The 16241-nt window shown below is 59.9% G+C and carries 3 protein-coding genes and 4 pseudogenes; 4 read left to right on the plus strand and 3 right to left on the minus strand.

Translation table 11 applies throughout. The annotated features are described in order from the left end of the window. Nucleotides 1-143: winged helix-turn-helix domain-containing protein (locus NKJ90_RS32270; protein ID WP_352443246.1), on the plus strand; the 143-nt coding region annotated here is incomplete at its 5' end. 152 nt (nucleotides 144-295) lie between these two features. Here the strand turns inward: NKJ90_RS32270 and NKJ90_RS32275 are convergent. Together NKJ90_RS32275 and NKJ90_RS33645 are read right to left on the minus strand one after the other, a co-directional pair. Beyond that, entirely contained in the window at nucleotides 296-8827 is an 8532-nt protein-coding gene (locus tag NKJ90_RS32275) for a Ulp1 family isopeptidase (RefSeq protein WP_352487678.1), read from the minus strand. A gap of 283 nt (nucleotides 8828-9110) precedes the next feature. Continuing rightward, nucleotides 9111-9646, minus strand: a pseudogene (locus tag NKJ90_RS33645) (aldehyde dehydrogenase family protein); the annotation flags it as partial. Between the two features lie 507 nt (nucleotides 9647-10153). Between NKJ90_RS33645 and NKJ90_RS32285 the strand changes: the two are divergent. From NKJ90_RS32285 to NKJ90_RS32295, 3 genes and pseudogenes are all read left to right on the plus strand, one after another. After that, nucleotides 10154-10512: pseudogene (locus NKJ90_RS32285) on the plus strand (DDE-type integrase/transposase/recombinase); the annotation flags it as partial. A gap of 267 nt (nucleotides 10513-10779) precedes the next feature. After that, nucleotides 10780-11156: pseudogene (locus NKJ90_RS32290) on the plus strand (type IV secretory system conjugative DNA transfer family protein); the annotation flags it as partial. Between the two features lie 641 nt (nucleotides 11157-11797). Beyond that, complete coding sequence (locus NKJ90_RS32295; RefSeq protein WP_352487679.1) at nucleotides 11798-14332, plus strand: two-component system VirA-like sensor kinase; 2535 nt, start codon at nucleotides 11798-11800, stop codon at nucleotides 14330-14332. Between the two features lie 814 nt (nucleotides 14333-15146). On the opposite strand, the pseudogene NKJ90_RS32300 reads toward NKJ90_RS32295, so the two are convergent. Next, nucleotides 15147-15883: pseudogene (locus NKJ90_RS32300) on the minus strand (oxygen-independent coproporphyrinogen III oxidase); the annotation flags it as partial. Nucleotides 15884-16241: the final 358 nt, after the last annotated feature.

A 16241-nucleotide genomic window follows, 5' to 3' on the forward strand; every position in this document is an offset into this window, starting at 1 on the left:
GTATCGATGTCCTAATCATGCGCTTGCGCCGAAAGCTGGAGGCTGATGCGGCCAACCCTCGCCTGGTCAAAACATCCCGTGGCGCAGGGTACTTCTTCAACGCTGACGTAGATGTTAGCTACGGAGGCACGTTGGCCGCGTGACAGTGAGCTATGCTGGAGATTGGGGTGACGAGGCTGATCAAGCCTTCCAACAGTACCAGCCTGATCAATTACAGCGAGAGCTACCGGTCCGGAGATCGCATCAGCGCCTCTGTCGTCAAGAGAGCTGTTCTGCTTGACCCCAGCCATGGAGCTCAACGCCCCGCGTCGGAGCGCTCCCTGCTTCTGAAGGAAGCCATTAGGTCCGCTCGGGCTTGATCGGAGGCTTGGCTGATGGACGTCGTGGTTGCTTCGCTCAGTTGCCGCCCCATGGCGCGGCTTTGCGGATTATCAGTCCTCTGCCTCTTCGCCGGTCTCAACAGCGCTGTGTAATGTTCATTGTTTATGATGACGCCCCCGCTGTTCACGAGGTTGCTCCTGTCAAGTGTACTCGTCAGTCCGTCCTGGGCCTCACGCTTCTTGCCCAAGTGCCGTTCAAACGGCGCTGGCGCGACTTGTTGAGCTCGAGAGATGGGTCCCTGCTCTCCTGCGTGGCCATGAGCTTGTGCCGCGGTCTGCGCAGCGGCGTCCCCAATGGCACGAGCCTCCATGCCGACTGCGTCTTCCGGACGAGCAGCAAGGGCAATTTCGCGCCCGAGTGCGAACTTCCGGACATGAGTTAGTGCACTGATGTCAGCGGTTTTCATATAGCGCTTGGCATCTTCATCCAGCGACCGCTCGTGAAGCCGATCCGCAATCCCCGGCTTTTTGTTTTCAACCAGGCATTGACTGAAACGTCTAAGAGCAGACCCATAGACCTCAACGGTACGGGGTTTCGGCCCGGTCGGCGCTGCCTCGTACGCTTTGATGAGAGCCGCTGTGTACTCTCTGATGAGCACGGCGTCGGCAGGGTGGGGATTCAGGGCAGGGCGGCCCACCACTGGCGCTCCGCCCGCCCACGTCTTGAGACGACCCAGTGACCCAGCCACGGCCGAGGGGCCGCCACCCCAGATCTCGTACTCCTTGCGATCCCGATCCAGCGACGAATCGTGAAGCCGATCCGCAATCCCCGGCTTGTTATTTTCAACGAGCCAATGACCAAAGCCGAAAAGAATATCTACATGGCGCTTGACCGTGATCTCCCCGACCTTACCGGCATAGAGTGCTGACCTCAGCCCTTCGACAAGGGTCGCATCGTTGGAATAAAGAGGACCCTTGTCGGGACCGGAGACCACTTTTGGGCGATCTGGCTGCACCGCCGCCGGCACAGAACGAGCATGGTCACGCAACTCGGACGGTGCGGGGGGATTCAGATCAACCACTGACGAATCCGGCGCATGATGATGGCGCGCCGTTGAGTGACCCGGCTGCAGCACCGAGGCACCCAGCATCGACCCACTGCCTCCGGCGTACGGCGCCGCGGCGTGTTCTTGTCCGCTCCCTTGCATCATGGGCTGCGCCTCCCATGGCAATGCACCCACTTGATGGGTGGGGGCCTGCATCAGCACGCGAGCGCCTGAATTGCCGATCTCGCTCAGCTGCGGCTCAGTGGCAACGTCCTGCAGACGACTGTTCAGGGGCCTTTGCCTCTTCGCTGGTCTCAACTCCGCTGTATCATGCTCACGGTTGATGAGGACCTCCTCGCTTGGTAGCTGGTTGCTCCTGTCCTGTGCAGCGATCCGTTCGTCCGGCGCGCGCTGGTCGCCGTCGCGCCAGCTCAGGGGACGAAAGGACCCTGCGGGATCCGAGGCTTGGTGATGGGGCCCAGTTGGCACGAAAGACGATGCCAGAACAGCGTCGTCTTCATTAGCTTTCCCAGGGGGGAGATACTCTGGCCAACTGTATTCCTCCTGCGGCCCGCTGTGCTGCGCAGCGGCGTCCCCCTTGCTCTCAAGACTTTGAGATTTAAATGGGTCCCCGGGAGCAACGTCTGGCGCTGACTGGCCGAGCCGCTTGATCTGCTGGTGAAACGTCCCAACGGGGCTTTCCTTAACCGCGTCTCGGGCCTGTCGGTCCATGAGTTCAAAGTTCGTGAGATTATTTGCCGTTCCGAATGTATTGTCACCCCTGAGGCGGGTTTGTAGTGCCTGCCGATTGACGACGAGGTTGTTGAGGTTCAGGTTATCTGGCTGCGATTGCAATCGCCCAACCAGCGCCCGCGTGCCGTCCACCACGTAGACTCCGCAATCCACCACGTTGCTCTGCTGGGCGATGCGGGATACGCCCACGCGGGTCTCCAGGCTGGCGCCCAGATTTTCTGCGAGCTCTTTTGCAAGCGTGTCATTGCATCCGTTGTAGGAGTCATAATGATAGGCAACCGGCCGTTCCCGGTCGCTGCGATCAACGAACAGCAGCGACCAATGGGTGCCGCGCTCCGCAAGAGTCTTACCGCCATCGCTCACTGGCACGAACAGGAAGTCGGCTGTGTCGTTACCGTTCTGATTATGGACGATGCGCTGGAATGCGCTTAGCATGACGCTCTTGGAGCCCAAGCGCAGATGATAATTGGCTACGAGGGGATCCACGAACCGCGTCCGGGCGGCGAGTTCTGGATTGTTCCCCTGCAACTCCTGCTCCAGGAGTTGGTAATCCCTCTGGATATGTTCGTCGCCTAGCCATTCCAATGCGCCGAGCACCCGCCCGTCTTTAGCTTTCCCAGGGGGCCTCTCTGGCCGACCCAATGCCTCCTGCGGCCCGCTGCGCTGCGCAGCGGCGTCCCCAATGGCACGAGCCTCCATGCCGACTGCGTCTTCCGGACGAGCAGCAAGGGCAATTTCGCGCCCGGGTGCGAACTTCCGGAGATGAGCTAGTGCACTGATCCTCCGGTTACCACCGGAGTTCACATAGCGCTTGGCATCTTCATCCAGCGACCCCTCGTGAAGCCGATCCGCAATCCCCGGCTTTTTGTTTTCATGCAGGTATTCACTGAAACGTATAAGAGTAGATCCATAGACCTGAATGGTACCGCGATTCGGCCCGGTCGCAGGCGCTTCTTTGTACTCTTTGATGAGAGCCGCTGTGTAATCTCTGATGAGCGCGGCGTCGGCAGGGTAGGGATTCCGGACAGGGCGGTCGACCACTGGCGCTCCGCCCGCCAACGTCTTGAGACGACCCAGTGCTCTAGCCACGATCGAGGGGCCACCCCTGCTCTCGTACTCCGAGGGGCCACCCCTGCTCTCGTACTCCTTGCGATCCTGATCCAGCGACGATTCGTCAAGCCGAGCAGCAAATCCCGGCCTGTTATTGTCAAAGAGCCAACGACCAAAGCCGAGAAGAGAATTTACATGGCGCTTGACCGTGCTCTCCTTGACCTTACCCGCGTAAGCTGACCTCAGCCCTTCGACAACGGTCGCATCGTTGGAATAGAGGGGACCCTTGTCGCGACCGGAGACCCCTATTGGAGGATCTGGCTGCACCGCCGCCGGCACAGAACGAGCATGGTCACGCAACTCGGACGGTGCGGGGGGATTCAGATCAACCACTGACGAATCCGGCGCATGATGATGGCGCGCCGTTGAGTGACCCGGCTGCAGCACCGAGGCACCCAGCATCGACCCACTGCCTCCGGCATACGGCGCCGCGGCGTGTTCTTGTCCGCTCCCTTGCATCATGGGCTGCGCTTCCCATGGCAATGCACCCACTTGATGGGTGGGGGCCTGCATCAGCACGCGAGCGCCTGAATTGCCGATCTCGCTCAGCTGCGGCTCAGTGGCAACGTCCTGCAGACGACTGTTCAGGGGCCTTTGCCTCTTCGCTGGTCTCAACTCCGCTGTATCATGCTCACGGTTGATGAGGACCTCCTCGCTTGATAGCTGGTTGCTCCTGTCCTGTGCAGCGATCCGCTCGTCCGGCGCGCGCTGGTCGCCGTCGCGCCAGATCAGGGGACGAAAGGACCCTGCGGGATCCGATGCTTGGTGATGGGGCCCAGTTGGCACGAAAGACAATGGCAGAACAGCGTCGTCTTCATTAGCTTTCCCAGGGAGCTCGCGCCCGAGTTCGGACTTCCGGAGATGAGCTAGTGCACTGATCCCACCGGAGTTGTTATAGCGCTTGGCATCTTCATCCAGCGACCCCTCGTGAAGCCGAGCCGCAATCCCCGGCTTTTTGTTTTCAACCAGGTATTCACTGAAACGTCTAGGAGCAGATCCATAGGTCTGAATGGTAGCGGGATTCGGCCCGGTCGGCGCTGCCTTGTACTCTTTGATGGGAGCCGCTGTGTAATCTCTGATGAGCGCGGCGTCGGCACGGTCGGGATTATTCAGGACAGCGGCGCGGTCCAGCACTGGCGCTCCGCCCGCCCACGTCTTGAGATGACCCACTGCTCTAGCCACGTCCGAGGAGCCACTCTTGCTCTCGTACTCCTTGAGATCCGGATCCAGCGACTCCTCGTGAAGCCGAGCAGCAAATCCCGGCCTGTTATTATCAAAGAGCCAACGACCAAAGCCGAGAAGAGAATTTACATGGCGCTTGACCGTGCTCTCCAATGCTGACCTCAGCCCTTCGACAACGGTCGCATCGTTGGAATAAAGAGGACGCTTGTCGGGACCGGAGACCCCTATTGGAGGATCTGGCTGCACCGCCGCCGGCACAGAACGAGCAGGGTCACGCAACTCGGACGGTGCGGGGGGATTCAGATCAACCACTGACGAATCCGGCGCATCATGATGGCGCGCCGTTGAGTGACCCGGCTGCAGCACCGAGGCACCCAGCATCGACCCACTGCCTCCGGCGTAGGGCGCCGCGGCGTGTTCTTGTCCGCTCCCTTGCGTCATGAGTTGCGCCTCCCATGGCGATCGTAGAAGGTCCGCGTGCGGAATCGAGTCGAAATATCCCGACAAATCAGCGTCGACCTTCTGCTTTTGCAACCGAGCCCACCTTTCGGCCACCGCGGCCTCGCCAACCGCGGAGGGCGTCTCCCCAGCCCTGGCGAACGCTGGCCCGGCAGGCGCCGCCGGCACAGAACGAGCATGGTCACGCAACTCGAACGGTGCGAGGGGATTCAGATCAACCACTGACGAATCCGGCGCATCATGATGGCGCGCCCTTGAGTGACTCGGCTGCAGCACCGAGGCACCCAGCATCGACCCACTGCCTCCGGCGTAGGGCGCCGCGGCGTGTTCTTGTCCGCTCCCTTGCACCATGAGTTGCGCCTCCCATGGCGATGTATCCACTTGAGGGCCGGGATCATGCACTGGTTCGTCCATTTGCTTTTGCAACCGAGCCCACCTTTCGGCCACCGCGGCCTCGCCAACCGCGGAGGGCGTCTCCTCAGCCCTGGCGAACGCTGGCCCGGCAGGCGCCGCCGGCACAGAACGAGCATGGTCACGCAAATCGGACGGTGCGAGGGGATTCAGATCAACCACTGACGAATCCGGCGCATCATGATGGCGCGCCCTTGAGTGACCCGGCTGCAGCACCGAGGCACCCAGCATCGACCCACTGCCTCCGGTATGCGGTGCCAGGTGCTCGTCCCCCAGCATCATGGGCTGCGCCTCCCATGGCAATGCACCCACTTGATGGGTGGGGGCCTGCATCAGCACGCGAGCGCCTGAATTGCCGATCTCGCTCAGCTGCTTAGCTTTCCCAGGGAGCTTCTCTGGCCGACCCAATGCCTTCTGCGGCCCGCTGTGCTGCGCAGCGGCGTCCCCAATGGCACGAGCCTCCATGCCGACTGCGTCTTCCGGACGAGCAGCAAGGGCAATTTCGCGCCCGAGTGCGGCGTACGGCGGGAACTTCCGGAGATGAGCTAGTGCACTGATCCACCGGTTACCACTGGAGTCCAAATAGCGCCTGGCATCTTCATCCAGCGACCCCTCGTAAAGCCGAGCCGCAATCCCCGGCCTGTTGTTTTCATGCAGGTATTGACTGAAACGTCTAAGAGTAGCCGCATAGTCCTGAGTGGTTTTGGGATTCGGCCCGGTCGCAGGCTCTGACTCGTACTTTTTGATGAGAGCCGCTTTGTAATCTCTGATGAGCTCGGCGTCGACAGGGTGGGGATTCAGGGCAGCGCGGCCCACCATTGGCGCTCCGCCCGCCGACTCTTTGAGACGACCCAGTGCTCTAGCCACGTTCGAGGAGCCACTCTCGCGCTGGTACTCCTTGAGATCCTGATCCAGCAACGGATCGTCAAGCCGAGCAGCAAATCCCGGCTTGTTATTATCAAAGAGCCAACGACCAAAGCCGAGAAGAGAATTTACATGGTCCGTGACCGTGCGCTCCCCGACCTTACCGGCATAGAGTGCTGACCGCAGCCCTTCGACAACGGTCGCATCGTTGGAATAAAGAGGACGCTTGTCGCGACCGGAGACCACTACTGGAGGATCTGGCTGCACCGCCGCCGGCATAGAACGAGCATGGTCACGCAACTCGAACGGTGCGGGGGGATTCAGATCAACCACTGACGAATCCGGCGCATGATGATGGCGTGTTTCCCCGGGAACAACGTCCCGTACGAACACCGAGTCTGGGTTGCCTTGGTCCGGCGCGACTGGAGCCAGGGCTCTGTCGTGCAACGCTCGCGCTGACTGGCCGAGCCGCTTGATCCGCTGGTGAAACGTCCCAACGGGGCTTTCCTTAACCGCGTCTCGCGCCTGTCGGTCCATGAGTTCAAAGTTCGTGAGATAATTTGCCGTTCCAGATGTATCGTCACCCATGAGTCGGGTTTGTAGTGCCTGCCGATTGACGACGAGGTTGTTGAGGTTCAGGTCTGGCAGGTCTGGCAGGTCTGGCTGCCATCTTTGCAATCGCCCAACCAGCGCCCGCGTGCCGTCCACCACGTAGACTCCGCAATCCCACTCGTTGCTCTGCTGGGCGATGCGGGGTAAGTCCACGCGGGTCTCCAGGCTGGCGCCCAGCCTTTCTGCGAGGTGTTTTGCAAGCTTGTCATGCCATCCGCTGACGGAGTCATAATGATAGGCAACCGGCCGTTCCCGGTCGCTGCGATCAACGAACAGCAGCGACCAATGTTTGCCGCGCTCCGCAAGAGTCTTACCGCCATCGCTCACTGGCACGAACAGGAAGTCGGCTGTGTCGTTACCGTTCTGATTATGGACGATGCGCTGGAATGCGCTTAGCTTGTCGCTCTCGGAGCCCAAGCGCAGATGATAATTGGCTACGAGGGGATCCACGAACCGCGTCCGGGCGGCGAGTTCTGGATTGTTCCCCTGCAACTCCTGCTCCAGGAGCTGGTAATCCCTGTGGATATGTTCGTCGCCTAGCAATTGCAATGCGCCGAGCACCCGCCCGCTGGGGTCGCCGAAAACACCAAAAAACCCTTCGACCGCGGGGGACATCCCCTCAGGAAAGAGCTCTGGCGAGGCGGAATTCCCCGCCCGCAAGCTGGGCGGAGCGAATTCCGGTGGCCTCAGTGGCACCTCCTCGCTTGGTAGCAGGTTGCTCCTGTCCTGTGCAGCGATCCGCTCGTCCGGCGCGCGCTGGTCGCCGTCGCGCCAGATCAGGGGACGAAAGGACTCTGCGGGATCCGAGGCTTGGTGATGGTGCCCAGTTGGTACGAAAGACGATGGCAGAACAGCGGCGTCTTCATTAGCTTCCCCAGGGAGCTTCTCTGGCCGACCCAATGCCTTCTGCGGCCCGCTGTGCTGCGCAGCGGCGTCCCCAATGGCACGAGCCTCCATGCCGACTGCGTCTTCCGGACGAGCAGCAAGGGCAATTTCGCGCCCGAGTGCGGCGGACGGCAGGAACTTCCGGAGTTGAGCTAGTGCAATGATCCTCCGGTCACCACTGGAGTCCTTATAGCGCTTGGCATCTTCATCCAGCGACTCCTCGTGAAGCCGAGCCGCAATCCCCGGCTTGTTGTTTTCAACCAGGTATTCACTGAAACGTCTAAGAGTAGCTCCATAGTCGTGAATGGTTTGGCGATTCGGCCCGGTCGCAGGCGCTCCCTTGTACTCTTTGATGAGAGCCGCTTTGTACTCTTTGATGAGCACGGCGTCGGCAGGGTCGGGATTCAGGACAGCGCGGCCCACCATTGGCACTCCGCCCGCCGACTCTCTGAGACGACGCAGTGCCACAGCCACAGTCGAGGAGCCACCACTGCTCTCGTACTCCTTGAGATCTTCATCCAGCGACTCCTCGTGAAGCCGAGCAGCAAATCCCGGCTTGTTATTTTTAAAGAGCCAACGACCAAAGCCGTAAAGAGAATTTACATGGCGCTTGACCGTTTCCTCCTTGGCCTTACCCGCGTAGAGTGACCTCAGCCCTTCGACAACGGTCGCATCGTTGGAATAAAGAGGACGCTTGCAGCCGCGACCGTCGGAGACCACTATTGGAGGATCTGGCTGCACCGCCGCCGGCACGGCGGAACGAGCATGGTCACGCAACTCGAACGGTGCGGAAGGATTCAGATCACCCACTGACGAATCCGGCGCATGATGATGGCGCGCCGTTGAGTGACCCGGCTGCAGCACCGAGGCACCTAGCATCGACCCACTGCCTCCGGCGTACGGCGCCGCGGCGTGTTCTTGTCCGCTCCCTTGCATCATGGGCTGCGCTTCCCATGGGGCCGCGCCTTCGATGAGGCTCAGGTCTCCCTGAGACGGATGAGGATGGAACGGGTCTGGCAGAGCCGGAACGGCGGGGGCGGGAATTTGGGCAGCGGCTTGGCGCGCCTCGCCCGAGCGCTGCTCAAAGCCCTCTTGCCCGGCCTGTGCCGCTTGCTCTTGAGATGCCGGGGGCTGCACCTGCCGCCAACCTGTTACATTGGATAGGTCAAATTTGTGCCGGTTCACGCTAGCCTCACGTCCACAGATCAGCTGAGCAACCTACTCGGGCATACTTACGAGAAGCTGACGAGGTCCGCGGTCCCGGAGCGGGTAGGCCTAATTTTCTGCGCGCCGATTGCGCTGGCGCGACGTAGCCCGGCCTTTTGCCAGCTCGGCAGCTACGGCTCGCAAAGAGCGTCGTAAGGCTTGCGGAGCCGCCCCTCAGCTCCCGTCGAGGAGCAATCCACAATTCACATATTTGGAGATGGCTCGCTGGTTTACCGGTCTGCGAGCCCTGCAAGCCCATGCTTCAGATGCCGCCCGTGCAGAGGTATTTCATTTCGAGGTAGTCCTCGAGGCAATGGCGGGAACCCTCCCGCCCGATGCCGGACTGCTTCACTCGGCCGAAAGGCGCGGCTTCCGACGACATGCGTCCCGTGTTCATACCACTATGCCATATTCCAAGGCCTCGGCGACACGCCAAACACGCTTCCGTTTGAGGCACAAATGTGGGGGAAGGCCGTAGATCGTGTCGTTGGCCTCATGCACGACTTATCCGCATCGTCGAAGCAATCACAGGCGCCAGCCGCCCGAATGTCTCTTTCTTGCGCGATGGTCATCTCGCTGGAGACAGGACCGATAGTTCGACGTGCCATTCGCGCGATGCGTTTGCCCCCGCATCGAATTCTGCGGCCTTTCGCGACGGCATGGGATTCGATTTTGGCCAGAGCCTGCCTGTCGATCAGCGCACCGATCGCCACTCCGGAGCAAAGCCCTCGCCAACGATAAGTGGCGGACTTTCTCCACGAACTCTCGACAAACACCTTCGTGAACGCCTGACTGGACGGGGGTAGCCATGCCGAACAGGTCGCATAACCACGCCATCGTTCGGCGACTGCAGCCGCGAAGCGTCTCGAACACATCGGCTCGATGCGGTTGCGTCCAGAATGCATCAGCGAGCGGCGGGAGTCTTCGCTATATTCGCCCCCGACATCCCGAAGTCCACCAGCTTGCCTGCCAAAAAGGGGTGTTGCATGAATAAACCCGCTTTCGTCGCCGTCAGCCGCGTGCCCAGGAAGGACGACAGTCTCCATAGCAAGAATGCGAGATGATCATCGTATTCAGCGGCAGCGTGCCGGCGAAATTGGGTGTTCGGCAAGCCAAATAGCGCGATGCAGAAGGATGGTGAGGATTTCGCGTCCGCCACTGCGATGCATAGAGCCACCCTTCGCAACCGACCAGCGCAACAAAGCTCGTTATGCGGCGCGTAGGTTCGTAGACGCTTATCCAGTATCGAGATAACAAGGCCGCTGCGCAGGAACGAACTCTGAGAGCGCACCCTGCGAGAGGTTGCGCTTGCTGACGCGGCTGTGGAAGAAGCAGGGGCTCGCGCCGAAGCGCATGATCACCGACTAGCTTCGCTCGTATGGAGCGGCAAAGCGACAGATGATGCCGGACGTCGAGCACCGGTCGCACAAGGGGTTGAACAACAGAGCGGAGAATTCCCATGTGCCGCCGCGAAAACGGGAGCGGATGATGCAGGGGTCCGATCGCCGGGAGGCCTGCAACGCTTCGTCTCGACCTTGTCAGCCCTCCGCAACCTCTTCGTCCCCCGCCCCAAACGTTCTGCTCTCGCCATACATGTTCATCGCTTGCAAGCCATCGCCGAATGGAAGGCCGTGACTGGAACGCCCGCAACGATGGATTGCTAACGGCGAACTCATGCTGGTCGGCAAGGCGATACTGGCTGGAGCATCAACTCGGCCGACGAGAGTGGCCACACCATCCTAGACAGGATCGGCCGATATGCCCGGCATCGCCGCTCTGCAAAAAGCACAGCGGGCATCCAGACGTTGCCGGGTTGACTATGGGTGTCCGAACCGCGAAAAGAGGCCGCTCTTTATGAGTGGCGTGCGCTGGCAGTCTAACCCCAAGCCCCCCGCCCGGGCTGCCGGCGCGCTTCTAGGAACATCGAGGTAGATGACGAGACTCCGAACTACATTTCCAAAGCTATCGGTGGATTCACATTTCAAGCCCAATCGATTTCCTACAGCCAGGCGCGAACGTTCGATTGGAACGTTCAGAATTCACATCAAGGTGCACCGCTGTTGCGTCCCGAACAGGTGCGGCTGCTCAATGACGAGTACGAAATCGTTCTCATCAAGGTCTGCCACCATTAAAATTGAGGAAGGTGCGATATTTTTCGGATCGCATTCTGAAACGCATCTTTGAAAGCCAGACAGGCGCCCTCCCGGAGCCGGCGCCCTTGACGGGAGCAGAGGAGGCGCTCTCCGCAGAATCTCAACTCGATGACCCGCTGTGTGAATTGGCGCAGGACTTTGACGATACAGTTTGATGTGAGGCTAGTATGAACCCGCGAAATAGTAATCCATCCCGTGTAACAGCTTTGTCGCAGGTGCAGGACGCCGGCTTGGAAGACGGGCAAGCGGTCCAGGCCCGGCGAGTGGGCTTTGAGCAGCACGTGTCCGAGGCGCTCCGGCCGCTGTTCGATGGTCGAGCTGACGAGCCGCCTACCGGTCCAGAGGAGCTTCTGCGACTGGAACAAGGGTTTCGCGAGGTGCTTCAGCGAGGGCAGGATCATCAAGCCGCCTCGTCTTTTTTCAGCGATCCAAGGATGCCCGCTGGACGGGATGACCCCAAGGGAAGCGTGTCGGACGCTTTCGCAGCAGCCGGCTCTAGGCACGCCGGAGTCGAGGCCGCCGCCCCGCCAGTGTTAGCTGCCAGCCAACAGCAGATCCGGCCCTCGCCAGTTGCGTTTGACCGGCCGGTATCATCCTCGGCTGCTGCAGGCGTGCGCTTGTATGCCCCTTCGATGATCTCTCGGAAGACCAGTTCCGAAAACTGCGATCAGTTGCCCGCCTTGTGCTGCCGCCTCGCCGTCGAGGTCGAAACGCCCGCGAATCAATGGAAGGTCAGCGGGCCATGGGGGCAGAGTGCAACGGCGTCTACACCGCCTATTTGAGGGGAGAGGTACACTTGGCTTTCCTGTTCCAGCAGCATCCGGCCGCACACCGACGCGATGGGGAGCTAGAATTCAAATCGGACCTTCGCAAGGCACGCACCGCGGATCAAACGCCGTTCGTTTGGGAAAAATGGCTCAGTACCGACAAAGCTTCTGTAATGGCCCTAGTGGCCTCGGTCGCGCTCTTGGTCGCGATACAGTGGCAAGACCCCCAGATCAACGAGGCGGTCCTAAGCGAACTGCGGACGATTCAGATCAACTACGCATTGCTCCAGCGAGACGTCGCCCGCGCCGACATGGTATTGGACTTCCGTTCCGTTGCTTCTACCGGGCAAGCATTAAAAAGGAACCTTCAAAACTACCAACGCCTTGTTGAGATTTCGCCCAATGAGAGCTCCGGGGTGCACTCCAGGTTGGTTGCACAGCTCAAAAATTCCCTCGAAAACACAGAAGCTGCCATCTCGGCCTCGGCCGCGCAAAATGAGCTTCTGCAAAGCTCTCTCGTACGCTTTGCTCGCTCGGCTAATCGCCTTCGGGGGGGAGTGTCGAACAGGCCTGAATTTTCCAATCTGATCCTTCAATTTTCGGCCAGACCGGGATTCAGCCTCGCATTACAAATCGATCAGTCTCTCCGCCGACTTCCTCCTAGCCAGGACCAAGTCACGGAGGATGTTGCCCGCGAGGGCCGCGCTATCCTGTCCTCAATGTTGAGGTTGGACCGCGCTGTCAATCGGATCCCATCCTTCGACACGTTCGCCAAGGCTGCCGAATTGGAGCGAGAACATCTGAAAGCCTACAGCTTCGCCAGCGCGCAAGCGCAGCGTACACGACTTTTCTTTGGCTTGGTGTCCATATGCCTCTGCTTGTTTGCGACCATTCGAGCCTCCACGCTGCATGTGCGGACGAACCGGTTGGAAAGGCGGTTAGAGCTTGAAGCGGCGATGAGTGAGATCGAAGCTTGTTTCATCGACAGTCAAGCAACGAAGGCTTCGCGGCGCTTCTCCACCGAAGCAGCGCTTAGACTCATTCAATGCGTTTTCGATGCCGATCAATGCGCGCTTGCTCTGGTGGATCCGAGTATCAGCAGGAATACCGAGTACTTTGTCGCGAACAAGCGCATGCGCGTCTGGAACGCCACGCTAATCCATGAAGTCGTCTCACTTGTACACCCGGAACAGCCAGTGTTTCGCGTCGTTCCGGCGTCGGAAGTGGTTCGGACTGCCGTAGGCACTACCGGTGTTTGTCAAATTGTTGGTTGCAGGGCCTCCGATCAGCAGGCTGCGGTTTGTATCCTTGTTTTTGAAGGAGATCGCTCACCACCCTCCACAGACGACCTCCTGGTTCTGGCGAGCGCTACTGTGCGTTTAGGCAACCATCTTGAAATGCAACGTGTACACACGGAACGTAACCTTTTTGAGAGTCGATGGGAGCATGCGGAAAGGCTGACGGCTGTCGGCACAATCGCAAGCGGCGTTACACATGAATTCAATAATGTTCTAGGAGCAATAGTCGGCTACGCAGAGATGGCTAAAGGTCTTGTGCGTCGCCCCTCGAGAATTCGGGGCCACATCGGCCAAATTATCTTGGCCAGCAACCGAGCCAAACTGATTATTGATCAAATTTTGTCACTAAGCCGAAATCGGAAGCGCGTGACGATGCCTTTCGACGTCTCGGAGAGTGTAATGGATCTCGCGCCATTGCTGCGGGTTACACTTCGTGCGGATGTTCAGTTGAACTTCAAGATCAACGAGTGGCAAACGGTGATCGAGGGCAGCCCGACCGAGATACAGCAGATCCTTATGAATCTATGCAAGAACGCGTCGGAGGCTCTCTTGAATCAGGGCCGTGTCGAGATTAGCGTTTCTCGCGCTCACGTCTGTCAAACGAAGCCCGTGGCTAAGGGCACCTTGAAACCGGGAGATTACGTTCTCCTCTCCATCAGCGACGATGGCCAAGGAATCGCAAGTTCGGTGCTTCCGCATATCTTTGAGCCCTTTTTTACCACGCGCTCTCGCGTCGGCGGGACCGGACTGGGTCTTGCTGCAGTGGACCGCCATGTGAGCGCGCTCGCAGGATGCCTTGACGTCACCTCGGCTGTTGGCCGAGGTACACGCTTCGATCTCTACTTACCGGCCTGCGCTGAGGAGCAGGTCAGAGCTGATAGCGCTTTCGGCCCATGCGATGGATCACTTGGCAACGGAGAAATCATTGCAGTCGTTGACGCCGATCCAGCAGCGTTGGAGATCTACAAGGATAAGATCGCCGCGCTGGGTTATAAGCCGGTCGGCTTCGCGACCTTCGAGAGTCTTTGCGACTGGATCGAGAGCGGGAAGGCAGCCGACCTCCTAATTTTCGATAAAGCGACTTTCCTCGGGCCAGGACAGCCCGAAGCCGTACGTCCCACCCTGATGACGGTGCCCATCATCGTCGTTGGTGGAAGCGACCCCATGCCGATCACATCTGGTAATCAGACCTTCGTCCTTTGGCTAGCCAAACCGGTCTCGTCCAGGACGATGGAGCATGCAATTCGTAGGATGATAATGGCATGATGCCGCCGACGCGCTCAGGATACCGAGCTACCGAGGCAGTCGGAGGCGGAGCCGGCTGGGATCCAGCAAATACAAGAGCGTCGGACGATCTCTGCGCACCCGGCTCATGGCGAGTTCCCCTCGAACACTGTCGTCGGCTCCGCCCAAGGAAGGGCTCCCCGACCACGGCAAACCTGCCGCCGTGCTCGTGACCGTCAAGGACAAGTCGCCGCGCGATGGGGTCTGCGGGCCTCCATCCTTGACAAGTCACTGCGCGCTGGCGGCGACAGGCAACGGGTAATATAAGGTCGGGACGAGGAGATGGTCGCCAATCGGTCACGCAAGATGGTTGACGAAATGACTCGAGAGCAAAGCTTGACAATCATCGCCCCATTCACGCCAGACTTCTCCTATGCGTTCATCATCGGCTACGGCTCCTCGCTGCCCCGACAAGGCTATCGCCGCCCGGCCGGGCAAGCGATATCCCAGGTTCCGACGTGTTCCTTTCATGCTTGATGGACCTAGGCCCCGGCAGGGCGGGAGCATGAGGCTGGGTTCTCGGTCGCGGATCTGTGAGGCAAGCACGGGGTAAGCGACGGCTCGACCCACCATTGGGAAGGCCGGCTTCGGCACGGAGGTGCGGCCTCGGCGTTGAGAGGCATCGGATCGGGTGTAGCAGGACTTTCGAACTAACTGCCGACAACACACTGGATAGGCCGTTCTCGTCCTTCGGTCCAGTTCACCAACGCCTATGTCGACATTTTACGGCGCTTCACTACTAACCGGGCACCGCACGATGGCAGCTCGTTCTCTCCGGCAAAAGATACTCCCTGTGTTAGCTTCCGTGTGTGTGCTTGCCCTCACCTGCGGGATGCGTAAGGCCATCCCTAAAAGCCTCGAATGCGGCAGCGACAGCGCGAATCCCAAAGCGATGCTCCCGCCGTACGCGGACAAAACCGTTTTCGAAGTCCACTATTCCGTCCTTGGCCAGCATCGCCAAACGCTCATCTGAACCGCGAAGACGGATCGGATCAGATCCGTGGGCGACACAGATTGCCGGCACGTCAGCCTCGAAATCGCACAATAATCGCTCGATGATTGCGGCTCGCACGCGGTCGTCGTCTGTGAGGCGATGGCCCTTCGATGTCGCCAGTCGGCAGCTGCGATGTGCCGGATGTAGAAATCCCGTGTAACTTCGTTTTGAACGTACCCCTGGCCGATGCGGCCGATAGCCGACGCGCCGAAACCGATCAGGGTTCTGCAGGTATCGGCAGAGTAGCCCAACGAGTTACGTCGCAGGCGACCTGTTTCCTGTGCCAGCGCGAGCTCGTCGTGCGGCAAGGCGAAATGGTCGAGCCCGATCTCTCGGTAGCCGGCGGCAACCAGCGTCACCGCGACAGCCGCATGCTGTTCAGCGCGGGCAGCGCTGTGGGGAAGAAATTCCGCCTCGATGAGGCGCTGGTTCTTTATTTGGGATGGGATATGCGAGTAGCCGAACAAGGCAAGCCGGTCGGGGCGCATGGCGACCGCTGCCCTCGCCGTCTCGACCCACGACACCGTTTGACGCGGCAGGCGTCCCATGGTGATAACAAACCACCTTGCCGCTGAGCTCGCCTGTGTCTTTGCGTTATGCCAGTCCGTTCCGCTTAGATGTCTTGGCTGTTCCCGCCGAGACCTCACGCGCACCGTTTTATTCCCACCATCCCTCCCCGTCAGCTCCGCCTGGGAAATTCTGCCAGCTTGCCGGATCCGACGAGATAATGCAGCGCTGGGACGGACTTTGCTCGCCAGCTAGCGACGGGTGGTGATCTCTGCCAAAAGGACGAGGCCATGAACGCGATCGGCGCTAGAGCGGAATGAATTGAGGCTGAATCGGCGTGGGATTCCCTTAGGCGTGCAAATCTGATTCAACCTTCATGCTGGGCAAGGA

Origin of the sequence: Mesorhizobium sp. M0051 (assembly GCF_040323235.1) — a bacterium.
Classification (GTDB): domain Bacteria; phylum Pseudomonadota; class Alphaproteobacteria; order Rhizobiales; family Rhizobiaceae; genus Mesorhizobium.